Origin of the sequence: Pontibacillus sp. HMF3514 (assembly GCF_009858175.1) — a bacterium.
GTDB lineage: Bacteria > Bacillota > Bacilli > Bacillales > BH030062 > Pontibacillus.
Genome location: NZ_CP047393.1, coordinates 3,724,303 through 3,749,888 on the forward strand (window position 1 = coordinate 3,724,303; position 25,586 = coordinate 3,749,888).

23 protein-coding genes and 1 other annotated feature are annotated in these 25,586 nt (G+C 38.2%); of the genes, 9 read left to right on the forward strand and 14 right to left on the reverse strand.

Going from position 1 to position 25,586, the window contains the following annotated elements:
* Positions 1 to 73: 73 nt before the first annotated feature.
* The 3 genes from GS400_RS18815 to GS400_RS18825 are packed head-to-tail and all read right to left on the reverse strand — an operon-like array spanning position 74 to position 2,091.
* Positions 74 to 958 (reverse strand): alpha/beta fold hydrolase, encoded by an 885-nt coding sequence (locus tag GS400_RS18815; protein ID WP_160104263.1) that lies wholly within the window; start codon positions 956 to 958, stop codon positions 74 to 76.
* Positions 933 to 1,280, reverse strand: coding sequence for a GNAT family N-acetyltransferase (locus tag GS400_RS18820; protein WP_160104695.1), 348 nt, complete (start codon positions 1,278 to 1,280; stop codon positions 933 to 935). The genes GS400_RS18815 and GS400_RS18820 overlap by 26 nt, the downstream gene beginning before the upstream one ends.
* A 55-nt stretch (positions 1,281 to 1,335) precedes the next feature.
* Positions 1,336 to 2,091 carry a serine hydrolase gene (locus tag GS400_RS18825; protein ID WP_160104264.1) on the reverse strand — a complete coding sequence of 252 codons (756 nt, stop codon included), beginning with the start codon at positions 2,089 to 2,091 and terminating at the stop codon, positions 1,336 to 1,338.
* 131 nt (positions 2,092 to 2,222) lie between these two features.
* Between GS400_RS18825 and GS400_RS18830 the strand changes: the two genes are divergently transcribed.
* Positions 2,223 to 3,554, forward strand: coding sequence for a cytochrome ubiquinol oxidase subunit I (locus GS400_RS18830; RefSeq protein WP_160104265.1), 1,332 nt, complete (start codon positions 2,223 to 2,225; stop codon positions 3,552 to 3,554).
* A 6-nt stretch (positions 3,555 to 3,560) separates the two neighbouring features.
* On the forward strand, positions 3,561 to 4,586 hold the full coding sequence (locus GS400_RS18835; protein ID WP_160104266.1) for a cytochrome d ubiquinol oxidase subunit II: 1,026 nt from the start codon (positions 3,561 to 3,563) through the stop codon (positions 4,584 to 4,586).
* 40 nt (positions 4,587 to 4,626) lie between these two features.
* Here the strand turns inward: GS400_RS18835 and GS400_RS18840 are convergent, their stop codons facing one another.
* The 5 genes from GS400_RS18840 to GS400_RS18860 form a co-directional block, all read right to left on the reverse strand.
* Positions 4,627 to 5,256 (reverse strand): hypothetical protein, encoded by a 630-nt coding sequence (locus tag GS400_RS18840; RefSeq protein WP_160104267.1) that lies wholly within the window; start codon positions 5,254 to 5,256, stop codon positions 4,627 to 4,629.
* Positions 5,253 to 5,450 (reverse strand): SE1561 family protein, encoded by a 198-nt coding sequence (locus GS400_RS18845; RefSeq protein ID WP_160104268.1) that lies wholly within the window; start codon positions 5,448 to 5,450, stop codon positions 5,253 to 5,255. Before GS400_RS18845 ends, GS400_RS18840 begins: the two co-directional genes overlap by 4 nt.
* Before the next feature lie 222 nt (positions 5,451 to 5,672).
* Positions 5,673 to 6,179 (reverse strand): LURP-one-related family protein, encoded by a 507-nt coding sequence (locus GS400_RS18850; RefSeq protein WP_160104269.1) that lies wholly within the window; start codon positions 6,177 to 6,179, stop codon positions 5,673 to 5,675.
* 135 nt (positions 6,180 to 6,314) lie between these two features.
* Positions 6,315 to 8,039 (reverse strand): phospho-sugar mutase, encoded by a 1,725-nt coding sequence (locus GS400_RS18855; RefSeq protein WP_160104270.1) that lies wholly within the window; start codon positions 8,037 to 8,039, stop codon positions 6,315 to 6,317.
* Positions 8,040 to 8,173: 134 nt separating this feature from the next.
* Positions 8,174 to 9,439 (reverse strand): EAL and HDOD domain-containing protein, encoded by a 1,266-nt coding sequence (locus GS400_RS18860; RefSeq protein ID WP_160104271.1) that lies wholly within the window; start codon positions 9,437 to 9,439, stop codon positions 8,174 to 8,176.
* A 552-nt stretch (positions 9,440 to 9,991) separates the two neighbouring features.
* Here GS400_RS18860 and GS400_RS18865 point away from each other — a divergent pair.
* Entirely contained in the window at positions 9,992 to 11,068 is a 1,077-nt protein-coding gene (locus tag GS400_RS18865) for an AI-2E family transporter (RefSeq protein WP_160104272.1), read from the forward strand.
* 67 nt (positions 11,069 to 11,135) lie between these two features.
* Here the strand turns inward: GS400_RS18865 and GS400_RS18870 are convergent, their stop codons facing one another.
* Positions 11,136 to 11,768, reverse strand: coding sequence for a putative metalloprotease CJM1_0395 family protein (locus tag GS400_RS18870; protein ID WP_160104273.1), 633 nt, complete (start codon positions 11,766 to 11,768; stop codon positions 11,136 to 11,138).
* Positions 11,769 to 12,001: 233 nt separating this feature from the next.
* Positions 12,002 to 12,253, forward strand: a binding site (T-box leader).
* A gap of 59 nt (positions 12,254 to 12,312) precedes the next feature.
* Between GS400_RS18870 and brnQ the strand changes: the two genes are divergently transcribed.
* Positions 12,313 to 13,638 (forward strand): branched-chain amino acid transport system II carrier protein, encoded by a 1,326-nt coding sequence (gene brnQ / locus GS400_RS18875; RefSeq protein ID WP_160104274.1) that lies wholly within the window; start codon positions 12,313 to 12,315, stop codon positions 13,636 to 13,638.
* A 36-nt stretch (positions 13,639 to 13,674) separates the two neighbouring features.
* Positions 13,675 to 14,019 (forward strand): hypothetical protein, encoded by a 345-nt coding sequence (locus tag GS400_RS18880; protein ID WP_160104275.1) that lies wholly within the window; start codon positions 13,675 to 13,677, stop codon positions 14,017 to 14,019.
* Between the two features lie 23 nt (positions 14,020 to 14,042).
* Here the strand turns inward: GS400_RS18880 and GS400_RS18885 are convergent, their stop codons facing one another.
* From GS400_RS18885 to GS400_RS18895, 3 genes are all read right to left on the reverse strand, one after another.
* Positions 14,043 to 15,896, reverse strand: coding sequence for a cation:proton antiporter (locus GS400_RS18885; protein ID WP_160104276.1), 1,854 nt, complete (start codon positions 15,894 to 15,896; stop codon positions 14,043 to 14,045).
* A 201-nt stretch (positions 15,897 to 16,097) separates the two neighbouring features.
* The gene (locus tag GS400_RS18890; RefSeq protein WP_160104277.1) at positions 16,098 to 17,045 is read right to left on the reverse strand and encodes an NADP-dependent oxidoreductase; all 948 of its coding nucleotides are present in this window, start codon (positions 17,043 to 17,045) and stop codon (positions 16,098 to 16,100) included.
* Between the two features lie 626 nt (positions 17,046 to 17,671).
* Positions 17,672 to 19,198, reverse strand: coding sequence for a BCCT family transporter (locus tag GS400_RS18895; RefSeq protein WP_160104278.1), 1,527 nt, complete (start codon positions 19,196 to 19,198; stop codon positions 17,672 to 17,674).
* Positions 19,199 to 19,709: 511 nt separating this feature from the next.
* Here GS400_RS18895 and recQ point away from each other — a divergent pair.
* The gene (recQ, locus tag GS400_RS18900; RefSeq protein ID WP_160104279.1) at positions 19,710 to 21,500 is read left to right on the forward strand and encodes a DNA helicase RecQ; all 1,791 of its coding nucleotides are present in this window, start codon (positions 19,710 to 19,712) and stop codon (positions 21,498 to 21,500) included.
* Between the two features lie 49 nt (positions 21,501 to 21,549).
* On the opposite strand, the gene GS400_RS18905 is transcribed toward recQ, so the two are convergent.
* A complete protein-coding gene (locus GS400_RS18905; RefSeq protein ID WP_160104280.1) occupies positions 21,550 to 22,176 on the reverse strand; it encodes a hypothetical protein in 627 nt (208 codons plus the stop codon).
* A gap of 147 nt (positions 22,177 to 22,323) precedes the next feature.
* On the opposite strand from GS400_RS18905, the gene GS400_RS18910 reads away from it, so the two are divergent.
* A complete protein-coding gene (locus GS400_RS18910; RefSeq protein WP_160104281.1) occupies positions 22,324 to 23,121 on the forward strand; it encodes an SRPBCC domain-containing protein in 798 nt (265 codons plus the stop codon).
* 65 nt (positions 23,122 to 23,186) lie between these two features.
* Here the strand turns inward: GS400_RS18910 and GS400_RS20100 are convergent, their stop codons facing one another.
* The gene (locus tag GS400_RS20100; RefSeq protein ID WP_201450123.1) at positions 23,187 to 23,363 is read right to left on the reverse strand and encodes a hypothetical protein; all 177 of its coding nucleotides are present in this window, start codon (positions 23,361 to 23,363) and stop codon (positions 23,187 to 23,189) included.
* Between the two features lie 151 nt (positions 23,364 to 23,514).
* On the opposite strand from GS400_RS20100, the gene GS400_RS18915 reads away from it, so the two are divergent.
* Entirely contained in the window at positions 23,515 to 24,339 is an 825-nt protein-coding gene (locus GS400_RS18915; protein ID WP_160104282.1) for a TIM barrel protein, read from the forward strand.
* 98 nt (positions 24,340 to 24,437) lie between these two features.
* Positions 24,438 to 25,490 (forward strand): class I SAM-dependent methyltransferase, encoded by a 1,053-nt coding sequence (locus GS400_RS18920; RefSeq protein WP_160104283.1) that lies wholly within the window; start codon positions 24,438 to 24,440, stop codon positions 25,488 to 25,490.
* Positions 25,491 to 25,586 lie beyond the last annotated feature (96 nt).

The window sequence follows — 25,586 nt, forward strand, 5'->3', positions numbered from 1 at the left end:
GGTGAAGATGGGTGTAGAAGGATCCGAAGAAATGACCTATTATATGAAAAGAAAAGTCGATACGCTTTCTAGATTATACTGAAGCTAGAAACGTATCGACCTCTTTTTGATATAAAACTTGTTCTTCTAAGAATGGGTAATGGTTACTCTCATGAAATATGATTAGTTTAGAATTCTCTATAAGCGCATTCATTTCAACAGAATATTCTACTGGACATTGGACATCATGTTTTCCGCACAAGATCAGAGTAGGTGTGGTAATATAGGATAACTTTTTCGTAATATCATACGTATGTACCTCACGAGCAAAAAAGTTCATCCGTTCAACAGCCATGCCTTTTTGCACGTCAGCTGTGAAGTATTCATCATAATTCTCCGGTCTAAATAAGGATAACTTAGTTCTTTGTATCTTTATTTTATCTCGTTCATCCTTTGATAGATTAGGATCTTTTAGTTTTTCAATTAGCTCTTGCATATGTTGATACTGAGGGTGCTCTTCATTATATATGCACTGTGGGGAGTTAGAGAAATACTCTCGTGCAGCTGATCCAACGATGATTAAGTTTTTAAGTGAGGTAGAAGCGTACGCCCCATACATAAGGCCAATCATGCCCCCTGTCGAATGACCTGCAAATCCCCAAGTTTTGTATCCTAATGCATGCCGAATGGATTCCAGATCAAACACCGTTTCCAGAAGACTAAATTGATAGGCGTGAACTGCACGTTCTGACTCACCTGTCCCTCTCAAATTAACCAAGAATACTGTATTCGTTCTTGTAAAACAATCAGCAAAGAGATCCCCACTCTCGTTATATTGGGCATATAAATGAGATACACACAAAGGTGGTCCTTCTCCTTTTACAAAAACCTCAAAAGTCCCACGTTCAGCTTCAACCATAACCTTTTTCCACTTCAACTGATCACCTCCTTTTTCACTTCTTTGTACGATGTAAGACATACTGAGATGAACTACTTCGAAACCCCGTCTTTTCATAAAATGGAATCAACGTTTCGTCACAAAATAAGCTAATAATATCGATATGCTGTAATTCATGTAGCAAACGTTCAATAATCTGACTCCCAATATCTTTGTGCCGATATTGATGATGGACGACAACATCCTCAACATAGGCTCGATACTTTCCATCTGTTACAGCTCTAGCAAATCCAACTAATTCATCATCAATCCATGCACCTACTGAGATCGTTCTCTCAAGTATTACTTGTATTTCGTCTTCTTTCCTCTCTGCCCACCAGCCAACATTTTGGTATAACTTCATTACACTTTTGGCGGGGATGACCCTTTCATCATAACTATTGATCTCCACTAATCACTCATCCTTCTTGTTTTCCCTTCCACATGTTATAAAGAGGGAGCATGATATCATCTACAAAACGATCCGCTTCGTCTCTGTTCTCTAAACCTTTTGCAGCGACCACCACAATGTAGGGATTCTCTTGAAAAGCGCCTAATATATTTATTTCAATTAACGAGTCAGATAATCCGCCTGTCATGTTGACTTGATGATGATAAGGAATCCTCACATGCTTGTCTTGCATCCGTACCATGCCCTGAATAACAGGTTCCCAAGTATCTGGGTCATGTTGATAACCGGTGTAAATGGATTGAACCAGCTGCGCAATCTCCACAAGTTGTCCACGGTGTTCCTCATCACTCGGATTCTCTGTAATATGAATACTCCTAAAATCCATTTCGAGTTGAGGTTGAATTCGTTGAAACCCTCCCAATCTACGAGCACAACATTTCGCTAAATCACGATCATGGCAAGCAATCATTCCTTCCACAACTTGTCCCAGCTGCAATGTATTACGCCTTTGCCAGTGTGGATAAAGTTGTTGAGTATCTTCATCAGGATCCACTTTCACTTCTGACACAACGTCTTCCCAGGTCACTACTCCTTTCTCTACTAATTTAGCGATGCTGTACCCTATCACTACCTTTCCGGCTGATGCGAGTGGATACGACTCTAACTCGTTAACTTGTATAGATATACCTGGATTTTGCACAGAGTGAACAGATAATCCCCATGTCCCAGGTTGTATATTAAATTGTTCTATAAGTTTATTCACAGTTGCACGACTCCCTTCTCGGTAATTTATTCTGTAGCGTTGTGGATAATCCTTGTTTTGTGCATAACTTTTTCCTATTTCGGGATAAATAGGACAGATAGAATACATAGATAGTAACTGAGGTGAAGCTTGTGGATACGGTGGATTTAGCCCGTGCGTTATTTGGTACATCGCTCGGTTTTCATATTATCTACGCCACAATTGGTGTAGGTGTTCCTCTCATGATTATCATTGCTGAGGTCATGTACATTATCAAAAAAGATAAGGACTATGCTTTAATGGCAAAACGTTGGACGAAAGGGTTCGCCATTCTTTTAGCAGTGGCCATCGCTTCAGGAACAATTGTCGGTGTATTAATGTCCTTACTGTTCCCTGGTTTCATGGAGATTGTCGGCCAAGTCATTGCATTACCTTTCCAAATAGAGATTTTTGCGTTTTTAATTGAAGCTGTATTTATGTCCATCTATTTGTATGCAGCTGATCGTTTACCTTCATGGATGAGACTTGTAAGCATAATCTCTGTAGCTATAGGAGCAGTTGGATCAGCTATATTGATCACGGATGCCCACGCTTGGATGAATACACCAGCGGGATTCGAGATGACAGCTAATGGTGAAGTGATAAACGTAGATCCTTGGGCAGCTTTTTTCAATCCTAGCTTTTTTGTTACAGCTACCCATGTAGCTGTATCTGCATATATGACAGTTGCATTCTTAATTGGGTCAATAGCTGGCTTACGATTATTACGTTCTAGTATTTCTTCTGAAGAACGAAAGTACCATCAAAAAAGTTTTATGATCGCGGTTTATCTAGGGGCTTTCATGTCCCTTGCCACAGCCATTAATGGACACGAAACTGCTCAAATGCTTCATGAGTATAACCCAAGAAAACTAGCAGCTGCCGAGGGATTATTTGAGACAACAGACTATGCCCCTTTATCCATTGGAGGTTGGACTTCCAGAGAAAAAGAAGAGGTTATTTATGCTATAGAAGTTCCATATGCACTAAGCTTTTTAGCTGGAAACCGCTTTGATACAGAAGTAAAAGGCTTAAATGAATATCCTGAAGAACTTTGGCCACCTTTATATGTCCATACATTGTTTAATGTGATGGTAGGGATCGGCAGTGTACTTATTGCCTTATCTCTATTTGCACTCTTCTGGCGTCATGTCTTGAAAAGGGATTGGCCTGGTTGGATGCTCGCCCTTTTTGTTGCAGGAGGTCCACTTGCACTAATCGGGATTGAGGCAGGTTGGTGTTTCAGTTGTATCGGCAGACAGCCTTACACGATCGTGAACGTATTAAAAACGGCCGATGCAGCAACCAAAGCGAATAATGTAGGGGTTTTGTTTGTACTATTTATATCTCTTTACCTAGTGCTGTTATTCGTAACGGTCTTTGTTATGTCATTTTATTTCAAACGAAACCCTGTACAAAAAGAATTAGAGCAACGAGGAGTGTGATAGGTTGTGGAAGAATCTTTGATAGCAGTTACGATTCTATGGAGCTTTTTGTTTGTCTATTCCATGCTGGGATCACTTGATTTTGGATCAGGGTTCTGGGGAATGGTCTACGGAAAAAATCAAAACACAAACGCTTCTGCAATCGCCAATCGTTTTTTATCCCCAACTTGGGAAGTGACCAATGTGTTCCTTGTATTACTTGTTGTTGCTCTTGTGAGTTTCTTTCCATTTGCAACGTCTATGCTAGGAACACTTTTACTTGTGCCAATTGGATTAGGCTTGATTTTATTAACGATTCGTACGACCTTCATGGTTTTTGCCCATCATGTTCAGAAGTTTGGTGACATGCTCAGGGTTACTTCAGGACTGACTGGATTATTGATACCTGCATTACTTGTGAGTATCTTACCCATCACCCTAGGGGGATTTATAGAAATGGAGAACGGTTATCCAAAACTGATGTACGGAAAGCTATTGTCTAGCTCAACCACTTACATGCATATACTATTTGGCTTAAGTACGGAATTATTTTTATCTGCCTTGTTTTTAACAGATTATGCTCGTGAGGCAGGGGATCAGAGTGCGTTGAGAACATATCGTATGCACACGATTTGGCTCGGACCAGTAACCATGGTAATCGCAGTCTTAACTATATTCACTATGCCTAGTGAGGCCTCTTGGCTTGTGGATAATGTAGGGGAGAATTTATATGGATTCGGCATGTCCATCACGTTTTTCCTAATTGGTTACATCCTTCTATTTTTGAAAAAACCAAACGGAGAGGTCGGCTATACAAGGTGGGCAGTTATAGCTGTCATTCTTCAATACGGTTTTGCCATTTATGCATATGGCTCAGCACACTTACCCTATATAGTTTATCCCCACCTCACAATCAGTGATGGTTTTACAAATCCAGCAATGTTTTATCAACTATTGATTGCATATATTATCGGCCTTTCCATACTTGTTCCGGCTTTTATTTTATTCTGGAGACTCTTCCTTAAAGATAAACGATATGTAAAGCAAGAGTAGATAAAAAGTACAGGCTTTCTTATTAAGCAGTAAGCCTGTACTAACGTTCACTTTCTTGCCAATGGGTAATAAATAAGTAAACTAATGCCCCAATAATCGGGATAAGCCCAAGTATAGACAAACGAGTACCTTGGCCATTTCGATGATAAGCATGGTGACTGATCCCCAATACAGAAAGTAGGGTAAGCATAAAAAAATCAAGGGTCATAACATGAACAAAACGGGAATTGAAAAACGCCTCTTGATAAACTTCAACATTTCCATAAATAAGTCCGTAAATAACAAAAATCATAGTAAATATGAGTAGTGCAAAAGGGAAGAACGGGTTTTTAATCATTTCACCAATGCGATTGGAAGTTCTATTTTCTCTTTTACGTTGATCACGATGAAAAATGAAGTAGGGTAAAAGCGCAAATGCGCCAAATAAAAAGGAGAACATAACATAAGGCCAAGCTGAAATCGTTGATTGATCATTTTCTAACAACAGTAATCCAAATACCATCGGCCACACACCTAGTAACAAGAAAACAGCCATGATAAGCGGTTCAGGTTCATCTAAGGAGAACAATGTTGCGACATAATCCAAATCACCTTCTATCGGTGTTAGAAATAAAGCGTAACAAATAAATAATAGCCAAAAGGCTAAAAGGATTGATTTAAGTTCTTTCATGAACGACCTTCCTCCCAATCCTTCTTATACCGCTCAACTTTTAATCTAAGATCCTCTATCATGCTTAACAAACGATCGAGATCAGATGGTTCAGCTTCCTCTCCATCCATGGATTCAATGACTTGCTGTAGCATTTGGATTCGGTTTTGAAGATAGTTCATTTGTGATGAACGATCATTTGTTGCCTTCCCCATTTTTATTCCTCCCCAATCTCTACGTTCTCTATAGTTTGTATTCCTATGATATCAATAATAGTAGAGCAATTAAAGAAGACCTACCTATCGGTAAGTCTTCTTGTTTGAGTAGAACCCATTAGTTATTAAATATTACAAATAAACCTTCTCTCCATCACAAACCTTTTCAAGCTGCTGATAAGGCATTGGTGTTTTTTTATTTTAATGAAAGTTCACCATAATTTAAGTGGCGCCACCTGCTGCGTTTGAGGAGTTTCGCTTTTCAATCATATTCACACCCATAACGACAGCTATCAGTTCATCATCTGTTAGAACCTCAGTATGGTTGGTTAAGCAGAAAGCAGGTGATTCAAAGAAACTATCTGTCCTATGAAACTCTCCTACCAAACTTTCTTGTTCATCATATACCTCATAATCTCTAGAGAACGCTTCAGATTCGATACGATATATCCCACGATCATATGCTTCATACTCATATTTTTTGGAGAAAAAAGCAAACCTTTGCACTAGTTCACCAATTTCCTGTTCCTGTTGATCTTGTACAAACCACTTTCTTGAGAAGAATCGAAAACCACCTGACAATAGCACTTCTTCATTATTATTCAATATCATCACATCAGAACTGAATGCACCCTTTAAATCCAAAGTCCCTATCTGTTCTTTTTGATCATTATAAATCTCCGTTTTACCTGCAGAAAAGAAGTTGTCTGTAAAATAAATAGTAGACATGATACCCCTCCGTAACATTGGTTTACCTTTTATACGTATGCAAACCTTCAAAGTTTCAAGAACTTACAGTAAAGTTACTACAAAAATACCGTATCCCCTCTCAATTTTAAGAAGGAATACGGTAATCAAGATTACTTATATGTTTTTCATTTTTGTTACAACATCTTCTTTCAATTGAGCTAAACGGTCCTGACTCTTCTCATAAGAATCTGTTTTCACTCCAAAATAGCATTTGATCTTTGGTTCTGTACCAGAAGGGCGTAAGCAACACCAGCTCTCCTGTTCTAAATTAAATTTAATAACATTGGCATTTGGTAACTCAATTTCCTCTGAACTATGATCTGTCATGAAAGTTCGAACACTCGTATCATAATCCTCTATGGTCTCAATAGAAAAAGGTCCCATTTTTGTTTCATCATAATCACGAAAGTACTTCATCATTTTTTGAATTCTTTCCGAACCATCTTTCCCTTTAAGAGTCATGGATTCTAGTCCTTCTAGATAATATCCATGGCGGTCAAAGAGAGTGTGGAGCGCTTCAATAATGGTCTTCCCATGTGACTTCCAGTATGCCGCCATTTCACATGCTGTCATTGCAGCTTGCACAGCATCTTTATCGCGAACAAAGTCTCCTATTAAATAGCCATAGCTTTCCTCGTATCCAAACATGAATGAGCCTTCACCTTGCTCATCGAATTGACGCATTTTTTCACCTATGAACTTAAACCCAGTTAAGGTTTCTAATGTTTCCACACCATAATAGTCCGCTACCGCTCGTCCCATTTCTGTGGTTACAATGGTTTTTATCATTTGTGCATCTTTAGGGAGATCTTTCGTTTGAGATAACACATAATCAAGCATTAACGTTCCAAGTTGATTTCCTGATAATACGATATACTCACCTTGGTTATCCTTTACAGCTACACCTAATCGATCAGCATCAGGATCAGTGCCAATCAATATGTCTGCGTCCTCTTCTTTCCCAAGCTCAATAGCCTTTTGGAAGGCTTGATGCTCTTCAGGATTAGGTGACTCTACTGTTGAAAATTCTGGGTCTGGTTCAGCTTGTTCCTTCACAACAGATACATTACGGAATCCTAAGTTCTCCAACCCATCTAAAATTGGTTTGTATGCAGTGCCATGTAGAGGAGTAAACACGATCTTTAGCTGATCTGCTTTTTCATGAATAACCGCTTGATTTTTTACAATTCCTTTTAATTGTTCAAGATAAGCTTGATCCACTTCATCACCGATCCATGTGAGAAGCCCTTTACTCTCAAGTTCATCTTGCTCTAAAACATTGATTTCTAGTTCATTTTCCACACCATTTACATACGAAATTATCCGATCAGCTTCTTCCGGAGGTGTTTGCCCTCCGTCTTCATTATATACTTTGAAACCATTATATTCTGGAGGGTTATGGCTGGCCGTAATCATAGCTCCAGCTGCTGTACCAAGGTAACGAACAGCAAAAGACAAATAAGGTGTCGGACGTAATGTTTCAAATATGTATGTAAGAATGTTATGCGCTCCCATTACCTTAGCTGTCTCTAAGGCAAACTGAGGGGACATATAACGTGAATCATAGGCTAAAGCAACACCTTTTTGCTGGGCATCCTCTACATACTCCTCTAAGTATTGAGCTAACCCTTCAGCCGCTTTTCTTACGGTATAACGGTTCATGCGATTTGTTCCAGGTCCTAATACTCCTCGCATGCCACCCGTCCCAAAAGTTAAGTTAGTATAGAAAGCATCTTCTAATTCTTTCTCATTATATGAAATTTTCGTTAATTGCTCTCTTAAATCTGGATCTAAATTTTGATACTGATCCCATTTTTGATATGTATCTTTCCAGTTCATCCTGCTCCCCCTCTATATCATCAAGTTGTATTTATGTATGATTGTTTAGTGAATATAGGTGAATTATACCATATGTAACCAGATATGTTTCATGGAGTAATAAAAACAAAAGACTCCTATTATAAGAGTCTTAATTACATACTATTTAACGATTTGTCCTTTTTATAAAAGGTTTCCATGATGGTTTGAGTCCATTCTAATGAATCTTTATAATATTGAAACACGTCTTCCATAGAAATACCTAATTCGTTTGATTTCATTTCAATTTGGTCCCATTTCCCTTGTTCAACAAGTTGGCTTAATTCAAGTACTGCTCTATACGAATTGGGTTTCCCTTTAATTGCATCTTTAATTTCCTCATGCAATGGAAGATCATTTAATATGTCATTTAAAGGTCTATACATAAAGGTATCAATACACGATAACATCCCTGTTAAAAAGTAGCTTGAACTCTCTTGTTTTTGTCCAAATTGGTTGGCAATAAGTTCTCCCATTTTAGCTCTCATGAAACTAAGTTTTATGACTTCGCTCGGAACTTTATTATTCTGATTTTTTAATTCTCTTAGTGTTAAAACGTAAGCCCATTTCTTTACTTCTTTTAATCCAAGTAACACAATCGCTTGCTCTATGGATTTTATAGGTTCTATGCGACGATATGATGCAGAATTAATAAGCTGTAATAGTTTGAAAGATAAAGCCACATCCATCTCAACTTTTTGAGCGATCTTTTTTATGTTGGGTTCTTCTTGTGAGAGTTCTTTAATTAGTTCTAAATGGTGAAATGGATAAATCGATACATCATATGAGGTTAAGATAACTGGTTTACTGAAGAAATACCCTTGAAAGTATGTGAACCCTTTTCGGACACATGCTTGATACTCTTCGTAGGTCTCCACTTTCTCTGCTAACCATTCCAATTCATATGGTGCTAGCTTTTCAAACATCCTCCTTTGTAATTCATCAGAGGTTGCTTGAATATCCACTTTAATAATATCTGCATTCTCCAATAATTCGTAAGTATGAGGATGGTCTTCATTAAGAATATAGTCATCAAGAGCGATTCGAAATCCTCTCTTTTTTAACACCTTACATATTTGAATAATTTCTTTAGTAGGTTTGATATTTTCTAATACTTCGATCACAAGTGTGTCTGGAGGAAAACATAATGGAAGTTCACTTTTAAGTAAGTTCTCGGTGAAATTAACAAAAACACTTTTACCTTCTGAAATTTGCTCTAAACCAATATTAAAGTAACTATTAAATACAACATCAGCTGTTGCCTCATCCCCATCTATTTGAGGAAAATAGTTATTCTCTTTACTACCACGGTATAAGAGCTCATAGGCAAACACTTCACACTTGTTGTTTAAAATCGGTTGCCTAGCAACATAAACTTCCACACTTAAGCCCCCTTCTCATAAAAGATAGTAATTTAAATATAAACTATAAACGCTTGCAAGGGAATAGGTACTAGGAAATTGTTCTTAATCAATTCCATTTTAATTACAGTTTTTCAAGAGTCCATTACATTATTAAAAGTGAGCGTGTGTTGGATCATGTTTAAATAATTTTATTATTGAAACCTTCTGCAACCATAATTGTACACATTGTCCGAGCAGAAATACGGATAGGGTTGTTCAAACTCCTAATGGGTCACCAAGAAGCTAATGTTGTAGCAAAATAGATAATGGTTACACCTAACAGATATTGTAAGATCCGAAGAAAGAACATTGTATTTCACACATTTCTTTGACAAAATATATAGAGATCCCAAATCACCATGGAGGAATGTCTTTCAAAGCCACAGAGAAGGTTTGAAAAAAATCTATTGAGTCACACTGGGTAAGGAAGGATTTTATTATGAAGATGGCGAAATGGATATACTTCCCGAGGTTTTAATTTACCGTATATATATAAATATTGATTTCTTATATTGAAGAAGGTGTGGTTTTATGTATCAAAAGCGTTGGTTTCAAACATTAATCGTTATAACCCTAGTACTATTAATCTTTTTACTATTTCGCGAGACACAATATATGTTCCATCCGATCTATACATATATCGGAGCAATTTCGTTACCGTTTATCATAGGTGGGTTACTCTACTACATTTCACGCCCCCTTATGCATATCCTAGAAGCGTATAAAATACCAAGAATTGCAGCGATATTAATTATATTTGTGCTGTTCATTCTGTTAATTTACCTAGTTATCACTTATATTGCTCCAATTGCTCAAGAGCAGTTCACTCGCTTCATAGATAGCACAGATGAATGGTCCTTAGAAATTCAATCCATTATTGAATCATGGCAGAATAATCAAGTCATTATCCCAGATCAGTTTGCTGAACCAGTTGATAATGCAACTGATTCTTTAATAAATTTTGCAAAGGATTTTGCAGTTGGTTTACCAAACTTTATTTTTACACTCATTGCCCAAATTGTGCAGTTTGTTTTCCTATTAGTGCTTGTTCCATTCTTTTTATTCTATATGCTGAAAGACGGGGACAAACTCCAACCATTTTTAACTCAATTCTTTAAGGAGAAAAGAGCGAAAAGTCTAGGTCGACTATTAAAAAGAATGGACCACACATTATCTGCTTTTATACAGGGCCAACTAACTGTTAGTTTATGTGTCGGTGTACTCTTGTATATTGGTTATGTCATTATTGGACTTCCTTATTCTTTATCACTGGCCTTATTCGGTATGCTAACAAACGTAATACCATTTGCGGGGCCATACTTAGCCGTCGTACCGGCAATTTTAGTTGCATTTTTCCAAGATCCAATGATGGTATTATACGTAATTATCATCATGATCATAGCCCAACAAATTGAAGGAAATCTTATATCTCCTAATATCATGGGGAAAGCACTTCAAATACACCCGCTTACGATCATTACACTTATATTAGCAGCAGGGAGTATTGCTGGTTTTATAGGACTTCTATTCGCCATACCGTTTTACGCAATTGTCAAAACAGTTGTGGCTCACTTTTATGAAGAAGCATTTCATTCAAAAGAAATTTAATAATCAAAAGAGCCCTTACCTATGCGGTAAGGGCTCTTTTTGGGTATTTATTCTTATAGCAACGATGCTAGGCTGACTGATCAAATATTGTCTGAGGCTTTCTCATAAATGCTCCTTGCTGTTGTTGATATTTTTGAATGGCCTGGTTTCGAATATCTTCATGGTGTTGTTCATCCGCATTCTTATTCTCTTTACTCTTCATTTCAGATTGAGCTTCTAAAATAGCTTGAGAAGCCTTTGATGCTACTTGCATGTCTTGTGAAGATGGGTTTGCAGGAGATAATGCAGCACGACGGACTTGCTCCATAGCCTGAATGGTTTCCTCAGGGTCTTCACTTTTCGGCATTTGAACAGGCACTTCTCCACCTATTATATACTCTTGACCATCTGGCCCTTTCTGAAAATCATAACTAATTCCACCTGCGAATTTCCCACCAACTGATCGGTGAGCTTGTTCATGAGCTTTAACTTTTTGTTCTACAGCCTTCAGCTCCGAAATTTGTCTTTTTTGCTCTGGCGAAAGCTGTTCACCGTAGTGAAGATCTTTCTTTTCCGTATCTAAAGCTACCCTCTCTGAATTAGACGAAGGGACATTCTTATGACTATGGTTTGAATCAAATTGATTTTGGACAGAATGGTTACTGCTACGAACGATAGAATTGTAGACGGCATGTTGGGGATTTCCTTGAACCGAATTCATGAGAAACACCTCCATCTATTATTTTAAAATAAGGACGAACTAGTGTTTAATTATTCTTTCTTCATGCTTTTGTCATATTCCTCTATCATTCGTAAAAAAATTAAAACTAAATACGATACGCTTCAAATTACCAATTCAATTCCATAGAAGTTTTTTCTATTCTAAAATTTTTGATAATTGAATTGACAAAAAATTTTGATGTTGGTACGATTACATCATCTTGAACATCGAAGCAAATATCTATGATGAGAAGAGTAAGATAGTTTGGAGTATTACAGAGAGTCAACATCCGCTGAAAGTTGACATACTGCACCTATTCGAATATCACCTCTGAGATGCTTGGCTGAACATACAGTAAGCCATGCCGGTTTTTCCGCCGTTACCATGGAATGTGTATGATGGTACACAGATAAAGCGCTATGACTAAATATTCTAAAAATTTTGTCATAGAATTAAGGTGGTAACGCGAAACGCTCGTCCTTATTCAGTAAGGGGACGGGTTTTTTTAATGAACAATAAGAACATTTGAGAAAGGGTTAGGGTTATGACTAGAAAAGATACATTCACGATCGGTTTTATGTTATTTGCACTATTTTTTGGAGCCGGAAACTTAATTTACCCTCCTGAACTAGGAATTCAAGCTGGAACATCCTTTTGGCCAGCCATTTTAGGATTTATTTTAACTGGAGTAGGATTACCCATTGTAGGCGTTGCAGCAATTGCTCTTGTAAGTGATGATGCCAAAGCTTTAGGAAGTCGCGTGCATCCTGTGTTTGGTCTTGTGTTTACTGCAGTTATTTATTTAGCTATTGGACCATTCTTTGGTATTCCACGTGCCGCTAACGTTGCGTATGAGATGGGGGTTATGCCCGTCATTGTATCAGGTGGAACTATGGCGCTTTTCTTATTTTCAGTCGTTTTTTTCGCTATCGTATTATTTGTTAGTTTAAATCCATCTAAAATCGTCGACCGAATTGGACAATGGTTAACACCTGCATTATTAATAGCTATTGTAGCTTTATGTATTGCAAGCTTCTTTCAGTTTGATGCACCGTTACAATCACCAGAAACAACCTATACAACCGCTCCATTTTTCAAAGGATTTGTAAACGGCTATCTAACAATGGACGCCATCGCTGGGTTAGCTTTCGGAATAATTGTTGTTACTGCGTTGAAGGATCGAGGAGTAACAGAAAAGAAATCCGTCTTCAAACAAACGTTAAAGGTTGGTGCTGTCACAGCTACCGGTCTTGCTGTAGTCTACACTTCAATCGGTTGGATGGGTGCGAAATTAGCTACATTCGGTTCATTTGAAGGTGGAGCCGACATTCTTTCTGCAGGAGCAAGTCATTTATTTGGATCATTTGGCGCTATACTATTAGGCGTTATTGTTGCTCTAGCTTGTTTCACAACTTGCGTTGGACTAACAGTGGCATGCAGTCAGTTTTTCTCAAACACATTCTCTGGATTAAAATATTCTCATGTAGCAGTAGGAGTAACCATTGTGAGTTTTCTTGTAACTAACCTTGGACTATCTCAAATCATCTCCTACTCTGTTCCTGTTCTATACTTTATTTATCCGTTAGCGATCGTTCTCATCGTTTTATCCTTTTTCCACAACGCTTTCAATGGATCAAGCTATGTGTATCGCGGTGCACTCCTACTTACAAGCTTCTTTAGCTTATATAGTGGACTCAGCGCAGCTAAGCTCACTTGGGCACCTCTTCAAAGTGCATTATCCATCTTCCCTCTATTTGAAGAAGGTCTTGGATGGATCGTACCAGCCCTTATAGGTGCAGGATTAGGATATTTATTAGATCGCTCCCGCAGGAACTCTAAGTATGTAGCTGCTACAAAGAATGCATCATAAAGAATTAAATATCATGAAAAAGCCCAGCCTTCGTTTATGCGTCGAAGGCTGGGCTTTTCTATTCCTGATCTATGGAGGGAGCTATACTTTCTGAATCTTTTTCTTGGCACGATTGTAGCTGCAATCGGTGGTATCGATGCAACGCATAAAAGTGTTCGAATAATTTTCCATGAGTCTGCTGATATTGCCTCGCTAAGTGTTCATAAATTTTTGCCTGTTCACTGTGGAAATCAGGATCATGTATCATCCCCATCATCCTTTCTACATACGACTTCATTCTCCTTTACTAAAGTATGTATGCACCCTCTTGTTTCATTCGCAAACTTTTTATTAAAAGTTTTAAAATTCCCACCATATAAAAATCCACATATGGCTCTTTAGACCACATGCGGATTTCTCAATTACTAATTTTCATTTTCTTCTTCACGTTTCTCAGTTATTTTTTGCTGGATTTTTTTAAATTCTTTACTGGGTGGCATTAGACTTACCACTACATCACCAGCTTCAGCTTTAGGTTTGTTTTTATGAGAGAAAAATGCGATTTTCCCTGAACGTTTTAATACGAACATGAGTAATGTTTCAGGATGTAGCTCTTTTACATACTGATCAAATGAATATTGTTCTGTAATATTCGTTTTTCTAAAGACATAACCAATCTCAACTTTTTCATTTAGACGCTCCCATGTTGCTTGTTCGTTAAAGAGCAGTCTTCCCCCGATTGTATGTCCCATATCCTCTATATCATCACCACGACGATTATGAAGGGTGAGCTGATACAAGTTGTTACGTCCTATTTCAGGAATAAATGTATTACATACTAGCGCATTGTAAGAATCTAACTCAGAAGCAGCAACCATATATTCATATGGTGTCATATCTAAATGATACTCCGTTTGCTCTGATAAGATCTCTTCACGCATAAACGGAACACCTTCTTTACGTGCAGTCTCAAGTCTCTGCCAAGAAGAATCCGTTATCATCGTTGGGACATCTAATTCTCTAAGAGCTTTAGCTAATCCTGTACTAAAGCTGCTTCCTCCTACAATTAAGACGCCTGGCTGTTCATCATTTGCTAGGTGGAACTTCTTCGCTAGCCAACCAATAGAGAATCCGTGTGCACAAACCGTGGCAAAAACGAGCGCAAACGTTAAGGATGTTAGAATTGATGCATCTTCAAATCCCGCATCAGCAAGCACGCTTGCAAAGTAACCTGCTACAGTTAAAGCAACAATTCCTCGTGGTGCAATCCACCCAACAAGTATGCGTTCTCCTACCGATAAATCCGTTCCAATCGTGGATAACCAAATGGATAAAGGACGTACGATAAATAACATAAGGAAAACGTAAGCTATAATATTTAGATCTAAAATTTGTAATAATGTATCAACCGATAATGAGGACGTTAGCATCACGAATATGGTGGATACGAGTAAAACAGATATGTTCTCTTTAAAGTTACGCATATCCCCAATGGAAGAGATGTGCATGTTTGCTAATGTCATCCCCATTGCTGTTACAGCTAATAGACCTGTTTCATGAGCAATTTCATCAGCTAATGTAAAGCAAAGGATCACGGATGCAAACATTACCGGTGATTTTAGAAACTCTGGCACATGTCCTCGCTCGAACATAAATCCGAGTCCTTTTGCTAATAAATAACCGATAATAATAGCAAATATAGATGCCATAAAGAAGAAGAGTAAGGCATCTGCTGTTACATTATCCTCCATGATAAAGACGATAATTTCAAAAGCAAAAACAGATAGCAAGGCACCGAATGGATCAACAATGATACCTTCCCATTTTAATATGGCTGCGGGACGTGGCTTCAATTTTGCCTGACGTAACAAAGGTAAAATAACGGTAGGTCCTGTAACGATAAAGAGTCCACCGATAACGAAGGCTACAGCTAAAGATAGACCCGCTACATAATGAGCGGCTAAGGAACCTAAGAGCCAAGCTAAGATCGCTCCTACGGTTACAATTCTCATAACAGGTTTACCTAAACCTTTTACTTCACGAAAATCAAGATTTAAGCTTCCCTCAAATAAAATAATGGCAACTGCTATTGAAATGATGGGATCAAACAATTCTCCAAAGTCTTCTGCCGGGTTGATGAATCCGAAGATTGGACCAGCTAACAAGCCAACGATGGACATCACTACAATTGCTGGAATTCGAAACCTCCATCCAATCCATTGAGACCCAACACCTAATGCACCAATTAACATGAAATCAAACAAAATTGAGTGGAACATGTGCCCCCTCCTTTTCACAAGTGTTTCTTATGGATTATGGTTTACTTGAATAAACCTTTCTATCAAAAGTCAGATATAAAAACATTCTATACATGTTCCAACCTTGTGTAAATCATTTTATTTTGAATTCATAAGAAATTAATATTCACCAAGGCATAAAAACTCTCCCTCCTCATCGGAGAGAGAGCACTTAGGCCAAAATTAGCAATTTAAAGGATTTATTTGGACAACGATCTTACCTCGTGCATGGTGGGTCTCACTCAATTCATGTGCATCTCGAATGCCCTTTTCACTAAACGTAAAGGTTCTATCGACAATAGATTTTACTTCTCCTTTTTCCATAAGCTCAGCTATTTTTGCAAGCTGATCACCATCTGGGTTCAGGAAGACAAATTGAGCATTTACGCCTTTCTGTTTTGCTAATTCTTCATCAGGCTGTTTCGTAACCGAGACTAAATGACCGTCTTGTTTTAATACATTATAGCTTCGGTCATGAATCTCCCCACCCAGAGTATCAAATACGACGTCATAATCTTTTAGTACTTCATCAAATGCTTCTTCTTCATAGTTAATGAAACGATCTACGCCCAGTGTTTCTAATAATTCTTTATTTTTACTGCTAGCTGTAGAAGCAACATAGGCACCTGCCCATTTTGCAAGCTGAATCGCATATGTTCCTACACCACCTGACCCAGCATGAATGAGTACTTTTTGACCTTTCTGTAGGTTTGCAACTTCAAAAAGACATTGCCATGCTGTAAGAGCCGCTAGAGGTGCAGCAGCTGCCTCTTCAAAACTGACTTGCTCTGGTATAGAGGTAACAAGATGCTCTTCCACTGCCACAAACTCTGCGTATGTTCCATTAGGTGTAGTAGCGGGGCGAGCAAAAACTTGATCACCTTTTTTAAACTTCGTAACGTTTGAACCTGTATTGACAACAACGCCTGAAACATCCCAACCTAAAATAATCGGGAAATCCCAATCGAGCATATCTTTTAAATATCCTTCGCGTACTTTCCAATCAATTGGGTTGATGGAAGTTGCGTGGCTTTCAATTAAAACTTGATCTTCATTAATTTGAGGTGTTGGAATATCTTTTTCCTTTAACTGATCTTTACCTCCATATTGTTCAATTACAACAGCTTTCATGATTAGACACTCCTTTCTATGATGTAGCTCCATAATCACGTTTCCCGATTTGGGATTCTATTACACATTGGACGTTATTCAGCTTAATGGCAAGATTGTTGAAGACTTGAAACTGAGAGGAGTCCGTTGCTGTTGAGTAATTTGTTCCGGTCAGTGAAACGGCAAGCCTGTTGTGGAAGAAAAGCCGAGCCTCCTCGTTCCTGCGGGGTCTCGTCTTCCCTTTGTTTCACGACAGTTTGCCGTTTCCTTCCCTCCACGCGATTATGGAGACTAACGGACCATAATTTAGCTTCTCCACGTCATATGGATTGGAAATTATATTCAGAGAAGTTGCTCCTCTCCCTGAACTACGGCGGTTCCGTTATTCACCATTCGGCTAAGGAGGGCTGTGGAACGGGTTGACTCCTCCGGTAAAAAGGGCGAGCGAGATCCCACAGGAACGAAATGACGAGGAAGCTCGATCGGTCTTCCGGGGAAAGCAACCCGTTCCACAGACCACCGATCTGCACAAAAGCAACGGAACCATACGCACATTATCTCTATTCCAAGCCTTCCACATAAGGGGGCTAATATGGCATAAAAAAGCCTCTTCCCTACTCACTTGGAGCAGGAAAGAGGCTTTTCACTTACTTTTTATTTTGTTCAAGAAGTAATTCTTTAGATACTCTTGGTGCTAACCATATGACTGGTAGCAATAGGATTGAAACGGGAACTGCTGTAATCACAATGAAGGACTGAAGGGCGTTTACACTTCCTTCTCCGATGTAAAGAAGAATTGAAGCTACCGCACCCATTAGGACAGACCAGAAGATACGTAATGAAATTTTCGGATTACCCTCACCAGATACCGCCATTGCAATTGTGTACGACATAGAATCTCCAGTCGTAATTACAAAGATAATCGTTAGCAATAGGAATAGGGGCGAGATAATGCTCGCTAATGGTAACTGTTCGGTGATTGCAATCATCGCAGCTGGCATTCCACCATTTTCAAGCTGAGTAGATACAGAACCTGCTTCTTGAAGTTCATAGAAGATTCCTGAGCCACCAACAACTGTGAACCAGAACGTTGTAACGATTGGAGCAATGACAGCAATAGCTACAATGATCTGGCGGATGGAACGCCCTCTTGAGATACGACTTACCAGTATAGCCATCATTGGACCATAACCAATAAACCAACCCCAGAAGAATACTGTCCAAAAGCCCAACCAGCTTTTATCAGCTCGGAAGGTACTCATTTGAATAAAGTTGTCCACGTAGAATCCAAAAGAAGAGATAAATGAATTCAAAATAAATCCACCTGGACCAAACACAAGGACAAACAGGATAAGACCAATCGCTAAGCGAACGTTAAAGTTACTTAACCACTGAATACCTTTATGAAGTCCTGTTACTGCTGAGATTGTTGAAACCACAACAAGACCAATAATAATCGCTAATCTTGTAATTAATACATCCGGAATTCCAAATAAAGCTTGCAAACCATAAGCAGCTTGTAAGCCCAAGAAACCAATTGGACCAATCGTACCAGCCGCTACTGCAATAATAGCGAACGCATCTACAATGGTGCCAAGGAAACTTTTACGAAGCTTTTCACCAAAGATCGGATATAACAATGTACGTGGCTTTAGAGGCATACCTCTATGATAGTGTCCATACATCATCACGACTGCACTTAACGTACCTAGGATTGCCCAAGCTAAAAATCCCCAGTGCATATAACTTTGTGCTAACGCAGGCATAAGAGCGCCTGCGGTTTCAGCTTCTACACCGCTATTCATAGGAGGTACTGTTAAAAAGTGATACATTGGTTCAGCTGCTGCCCAAAATACACCGCCTCCAGCTAGAAGGGTAGCCATAATTATGGACAACCATTTAAATGTACTCATTTCAGGTTTTTCTAAATAACCAAGTCTTACTTTTCCATATTTTGAAAACGCTACATACAGTGCAACAAAGAAGTTCGCAAGCATGAGAACTTGCCAAAATGCTCCAAAGTATTTCGAAGACCAAGCAAATCCTTTGTTCACCATTTCTTCAACAAATTGCATATCAATGAGGGATGCAATGACAAACGCTACTAACAATCCACCGCTTATTCCAAACAGAGGCCAATCAATGTTAGAGGTTTGTTTATTATTCTGTGTCATTTTAGTCATATGCTCCTTTTTTGTCTTTGCCATTAGAAGTTCAGTAGAGAACATCTTTAAAACACATTCACATACTCTCTCATACATAAAATTCAATGTCAAAGAAGGATTTTTATTTTTAATAAAGAATTTTTATTTTAATAAAGAATTATTGTATCAAGTCTCCATTGAGAGCTAACTCTTACACATATCATGTTCTACACAGCACTAGTTCATTCAATTAATGCTGAATAATGAAAACTTGCAGATATGTTCAGCTCATTCTCTTCCTTATTGTTAAAACTTGTTTGAAAGGAGGCAGACGCTTCAAGATTTGAAACCTCTACTACTCCATTTTGAAGGCACTACTTCATGTTGAATGGCTAACTTCCCATTACTTTTCCTTCGAATTCCTCGTAAATTCCATCAACTTCTATTCTTAAAACAATCTATCCGAGTATGAACCCTTCATGATACGATGATATAAGATCTTTTCGCATGAATTATTTCCCCTATTAAAGGATGGTTATATATGATTGATCAAGCTCAAAAAATTTTGGAACAATATTTTGGTTTTCCTTCTTTTCGTGCTGGTCAGCAATCGGTTATTGAATATATCTTACAAAAACAGAATACATTAGCGATTATGCCTACAGGTGGCGGTAAATCACTTTGTTATCAGATACCTGGTCTTGTGATGGGTGGAACAGCCATTATTGTTTCCCCGCTTATTTCATTAATGAAAGACCAAGTTGACTCTTTAAATGCACTGGGTATTGAAGCCACTTATATTAATAGTTCTCTGTCGTTTGAGGAACAAAAAGAACAATTGCAAAGAGTGAAGCAAGGTGAGTTTCAATTTGTTTATGTGGCACCAGAACGCTTTGACTCTGAATATTTTGTTCATTCCATTCAACAAATCCCTTTATCTCTTATTGCATTTGATGAAGCACATTGTATTTCTCAATGGGGGCATGACTTCCGACCTAGTTATCGCTCAGTTGTATCACGTATTCACTCTCTTAAAAACCTTCCAGTTGTTATAGGCCTAACAGCTACAGCAACAAAGGAAGTAACGGAAGATATTAAACGACTCTTGAATATTAATCCACATTCAGTTGTGAACACAGGCTTTGCTAGAGATAATTTGAGCTTCCGCATTGTAAAAGGGAAAGAAAAGCACGACTTTATTGATGATTACATTAAAGCTCGCCCAAATGAATCAGGGATCATTTACACTTCTACCCGAAAAGACACTGATCGGATTCAACAATGGCTCACCAAACAAGGGTACGATGCTGAGAAATATCATGGTGGATTAACCGAAAATCAACGTAAAAAGGCACAAAACGCCTTCATCCAAGATGAGAAAACCATAATGGTCGCAACAAATGCCTTTGGAATGGGAATTGATAAGTCCAACATTCGATATGTCATACATTACAGCATGCCAATGAATATTGAGGCTTATTACCAAGAAGCCGGTCGTGCAGGACGTGATGGTGAACGTAGTGATTGTGTCCTTTTATATTCAGCAAAGGACATTCACCTACAAAAATTCCTTATCGAGCAATCCATTATGGAAGATGACAAGAAAACAGGAGAGTACCAAAAGCTCCAACAAATGGTTAACTATTGTCATACGGACCGTTGCTTGCAAGAATATATGCTCACCTATTTCAAGGATCCTTTTGAACACCCAGCTTGTGAAAAATGTAGTAACTGTCAGCACGAGGGAGAATTAAAGGATATTACGAAAGAAACGCAGATGATTCTTTCCTGTGTAAAACGTATGGACGAGCGTTTTGGCTCCGGTCTTGTTGCAAAGGTATTGAAAGGCTCTAAAAGCCAAAAAGTTCTTGAAGGAAGATTTCAAAAAATCTCTACTTATGGACTCCTTTCACATATGAGAGAGAAAGATATTACACAGAGAATTCAATTTCTTGTGGCAGAAGGCTACTTATCTGTGGAAGATGGAAAATTTCCTTTGTTAAAGTTAACCTCGTTAGCATTACCCATTCTAAGAGGAGAGCAATCCGTTCATATGCTTATTGAAGCAGCCCCTGCATCATATACTCAGACTGATGTGGATGAATCACTTTTCGAGGAGTTACGTATGTTACGTAAATCGATAGCTGATGAGAATGAGATCCCACCATACATCGTCTTTTCAGATGCTACTTTAAAAGAACTGTGTGCTAGACTTCCGAAAACGAAAGAGGATATGCTAACGGTTAAGGGGATTGGAGAAAAGAAATTTGAACAATACGGCGAGGTCTTTTTAGAAATACTTCAAAAGCAAGAAGTTGTAGAAACATCATAGCATTATAAAAAGGCATCCTTCGAATAAATCAAAGGTTGCCTTTTTCACATTAAATTTGCTTTTTCACAAACGCGAGCAAGTCTTCATATTCGTAAAGATCTCTCACTCCAGGTTTTTCAATTAAATAATCTACACAGGCTTCAGGTGAGTCCGTATAGGCTTCTAAGAATCCACGAATCAACATCGCTAAATAGCGTTTTGATGGAACTGTGATCTCCCTCTCTTCCATTGGTAAGTAATGTGTAAAGGTGAAAATAGGGTGACCATCTTGTTCTCCAGCATACAGTAAGTTACCGTAATCTGATTTCTCGACTAATGTGTTTCCGTTTGCTCTAATGGCTGACCAATCAAGCGATAAATCTGATATCCCATTTTCTTGTCTAACCACATCTTCGAATTGCTCTTCTGTAATAAGATACATTCTTCCCCATGTATTCGCATTCTCATCATATTGGGTATCGATAAATGCTGCACCTCCATCCCAGCGGTCAGAGTATCCAGCAAAATATAAAGAAAACGGCAGCGATACGGGAGAATCTTTTACTGGTAGAGTAGCGTCACGACTCCCTACTTCTCTTCTATTTGACCCTTCAGGCTGTCCACCTTCGATATAGCATAAAAATCGTTCACGAAATAGATTGGACCCAAAACTTGCATACCACACTTTATTCGACATCATCTCACTCCTTACATGTCTTCTATTATAAGAGATCATAATATTGAATGTAAGTTTAGAGTTGAATCCTATTACAAATACATGTTACTATAAAGTCACATTAAATACGTTACCCATTCGTAACGTATTTTGTATGGAGGCCATGGCATGCTAAATGAAGATCTTACAGCTGTATTTAAAGCTCTTAGTCACCCGATAAGAATGAGTATTCTAGATCAATTAAAAGAAGGACCCAAAACCACAGGTGATCTGGACTCGCTTTTTCCAGACGTATCACGGTACGCCGTCATGAAACATTTAAACGCGCTTCAGGATGCTGACCTTATTCTGGTAAGAAGAGAAGGGAGATCACGACTGAACTATTTAAATGTGGTACCGTTACAGCAAGTTTATGAACGTTGGGTGAGTCAGTATCAATCAGGCTTTGCCCAGTCCTTAACATCTTTAAAACAATCATTAGAAGGGAGTAATGAAGAAATGAGTGAGCAAGGTTTAAAGCACGATGCATTTCAAATTGAACAAGAGGTTACGATTAATGCTTCCCCTCAAAAAGTTTTTGAAGGCTTAACACGAGACATTGGACAATGGTGGGCCTATCGCTTATGTGGTGAAGGTTCTAGAATGACGATGGATCCCCACCCTGGTGGAAAATTCCTTGAAGAAGGAATTGAAGGCGCTAATGCATTATGGGGAACGGTTCAATTTGTGAAAGAAAATGAGGAGATTCGCTTAAATGGTCTACTTGGTATGTCAGGTGCTGTGAATAGTGCATATTCTTTCAAACTTGAACCAAACGGAGATGCCACCGTTCTTAAGCTATCCCACCATGCTGTTGGCTTGATTGATCCAGAATGGGAAAAGATGCACGCAGAAGGATGGAAAGAACTCCTAGGAGATTTCTTGAAAAATTATCTCGAGCAAGGAAAACGCCCTGAAATCGATTAATTAGATCCACTATAAAAAACAGAAAAGGAGAGTACCACTATGGCCTCTCCTTTTTCATGTATCATTTATTCACCTGTACGAACGTCAACTTCTTCGTTACTATTACGCTTCTGACAATCCGTACACATTTTCATCTTCTCTTCTTTTTTATTCTGCAGGAACTTTCCACAATTACTACATTTCCCAAACTCATTTGGGTTCCCTTGGAGTTGTGAAAATAGTTCTCCCTCTGGTCCTACCATTCAAATCACTCCTTTATAGGCTCTTACTCCTTATTTATCCTTTCTAGGTACGAATCAAACACCAAGGAACTAGTTAGCAATTTAACATTGTTCCTTCCAATCTTTTACACTATAATAATGAAAAATTCTCTTATATAGAAAGGATGATCATTTGCCACATAAATTAGGATTATCAGGAAGCACCATTTTATCAAACCCAAAACAATTACATGAACTATTTCTTGAAGAGCTTGACCACATTGAAATCGGTGAATTCCCTGATGAAGATGCTTTTCAATTGTTTTTAGACCATGTAAAACATACTCAGCGAAGCTTTGGCATTCATTCTCCACTTATGAGAAATAACAGCAAATATGATCTCATTGAGTATGTACATATAGAACCAGAGAAAGCTTGGTATCAAATTGAAGAAGAAGCTAAGCGCCTCTCATCTTTAGGTGCAGAATATGTTCTTGTTCATTTTCCTTACTTTAAAACAGATCGTAATGGTGATGTACATAAAGATATTGAGCAAGGCTTAGAGAAGCTTAGCCACCTTCAAGTCCAGTATGATATTCCTTTTGTTTGTGAACCCAAATTAGGGCAAAATCGTAATCCATGCGGCATTCACTATTTGGATGACTTTTCTGTTGAGAGATGGAAAAATTATGGCATTCCTCTTTGCTTTGATGTCGGTGACTATTTGTTAGCTGATGCTGATCATATTTTCGGCCATATTCATAAATGGCAAGATTATATTAAGGTTGTACACCTACACAACGTATCATTTCAAAATGGTGATGCGAACAAATACATATGGTCTCCAGTTCACTCAAGCCAGGAAAACGATTCAGATTTTTATACACTTGAACCTATTATTCGAAAGCTCGCTCAAGGGTCTGATATACGATTTTTATTTGAGCATACCCCACACCACGTTCCATCACAGAAATATGTTCGAGAAGGAATTGAATGGGTTCGTAAACTTATTAAATAAACATAGGTTATTGATTCAGACCTCTCCCCCCTTAATTTGTAAGCGTTTCATTTTTCCTATATAATATAAGAAAATTCAGACTTTTAAGGGGTGTGTGCATGTCTTCTTTATTGAAGGTCGCTCATGAAGATAAACCTTATTCCGAGGAACACCTTGATTTTACTGAACTACAACCAAGCTTTAGAGTGGATTTAAGACGCTATTCAGAACAAGAGTACAATAAGTTTGTCACAATGAATACAGTTTCTGATTGGTCCTCTTTGTCATGGAAAGATGTGGGGAGACCTTATGAAGTAAAGGCGAATTCAAAAGATCGAGATCAGTATGAACAACAATTTGGCAAATCTATGAGTGTGCACACATCATGGCAATATTTTAACAGAGCGTTTCATGAATGGTTTGTAAAAGATGTACCATCAGAACAACAGAAGAAGAAAAAGGCATTTAAGGAAAGCTTAGGTTCATTCAATCCAAAGGCTATTAAAGCAGCATTAGGGGATGTAGCTCGCATTCAACTGTGGAATTACGCCCACAGAATTGAGGATGGAGTTTGGGACCCACGCGGAAAAAGAGCACTCTTTGAAGGGTTAGATGTTAAGAAACCTCGGATTTTGTTCTTGGGTGCTGCGGAAGGATATGAGGCGATGCAAATTGCTGCGATGTATCCTAGCGCTGAGGTGGTAATGGTTGATTATGATGAGTATTGTAAAACTACTCGCTTTCAAGATTTCCCTGAAACCTATCCTTTTCTAGGTGATAACCCAAACACTGGACAAACGAGTGTTTACTATAAAAACGATTTTAATATTGAATATGTTGTGGATGATATTCGCAACCTTGATTATGGAAAAGAGTTTGATATCGTTCTATCAGTAGGTTTACTAGAACATTTTCCAGATGAATATAAACCTGAAGTGGTAGATTGGCATCGGAAGTTTTTAAAGACAGGTGGCTATGCGATTTTCACGACTCCACGGAATCAGTTTAAATCCCGTATGTATTATCGGATTATGGCAGATGTCATGAATCATACTTATAGAGAGCTTATGACATTGGAGCAAATGGGATTGTATATTTATGAGAATGGTTTTGATATCGTACAGAGTGGCTATATCAAAGTTCATAACGGTGTTGTTGCTAAAGCTCGATAATATGTAAACTTAGAGTCCCCAACATAGTTGGAGACTCTTTTTTTAATTTAATAGGTTAGGGTAATTTAAAGCTTTTTAAATGCATTTCTGGTGATT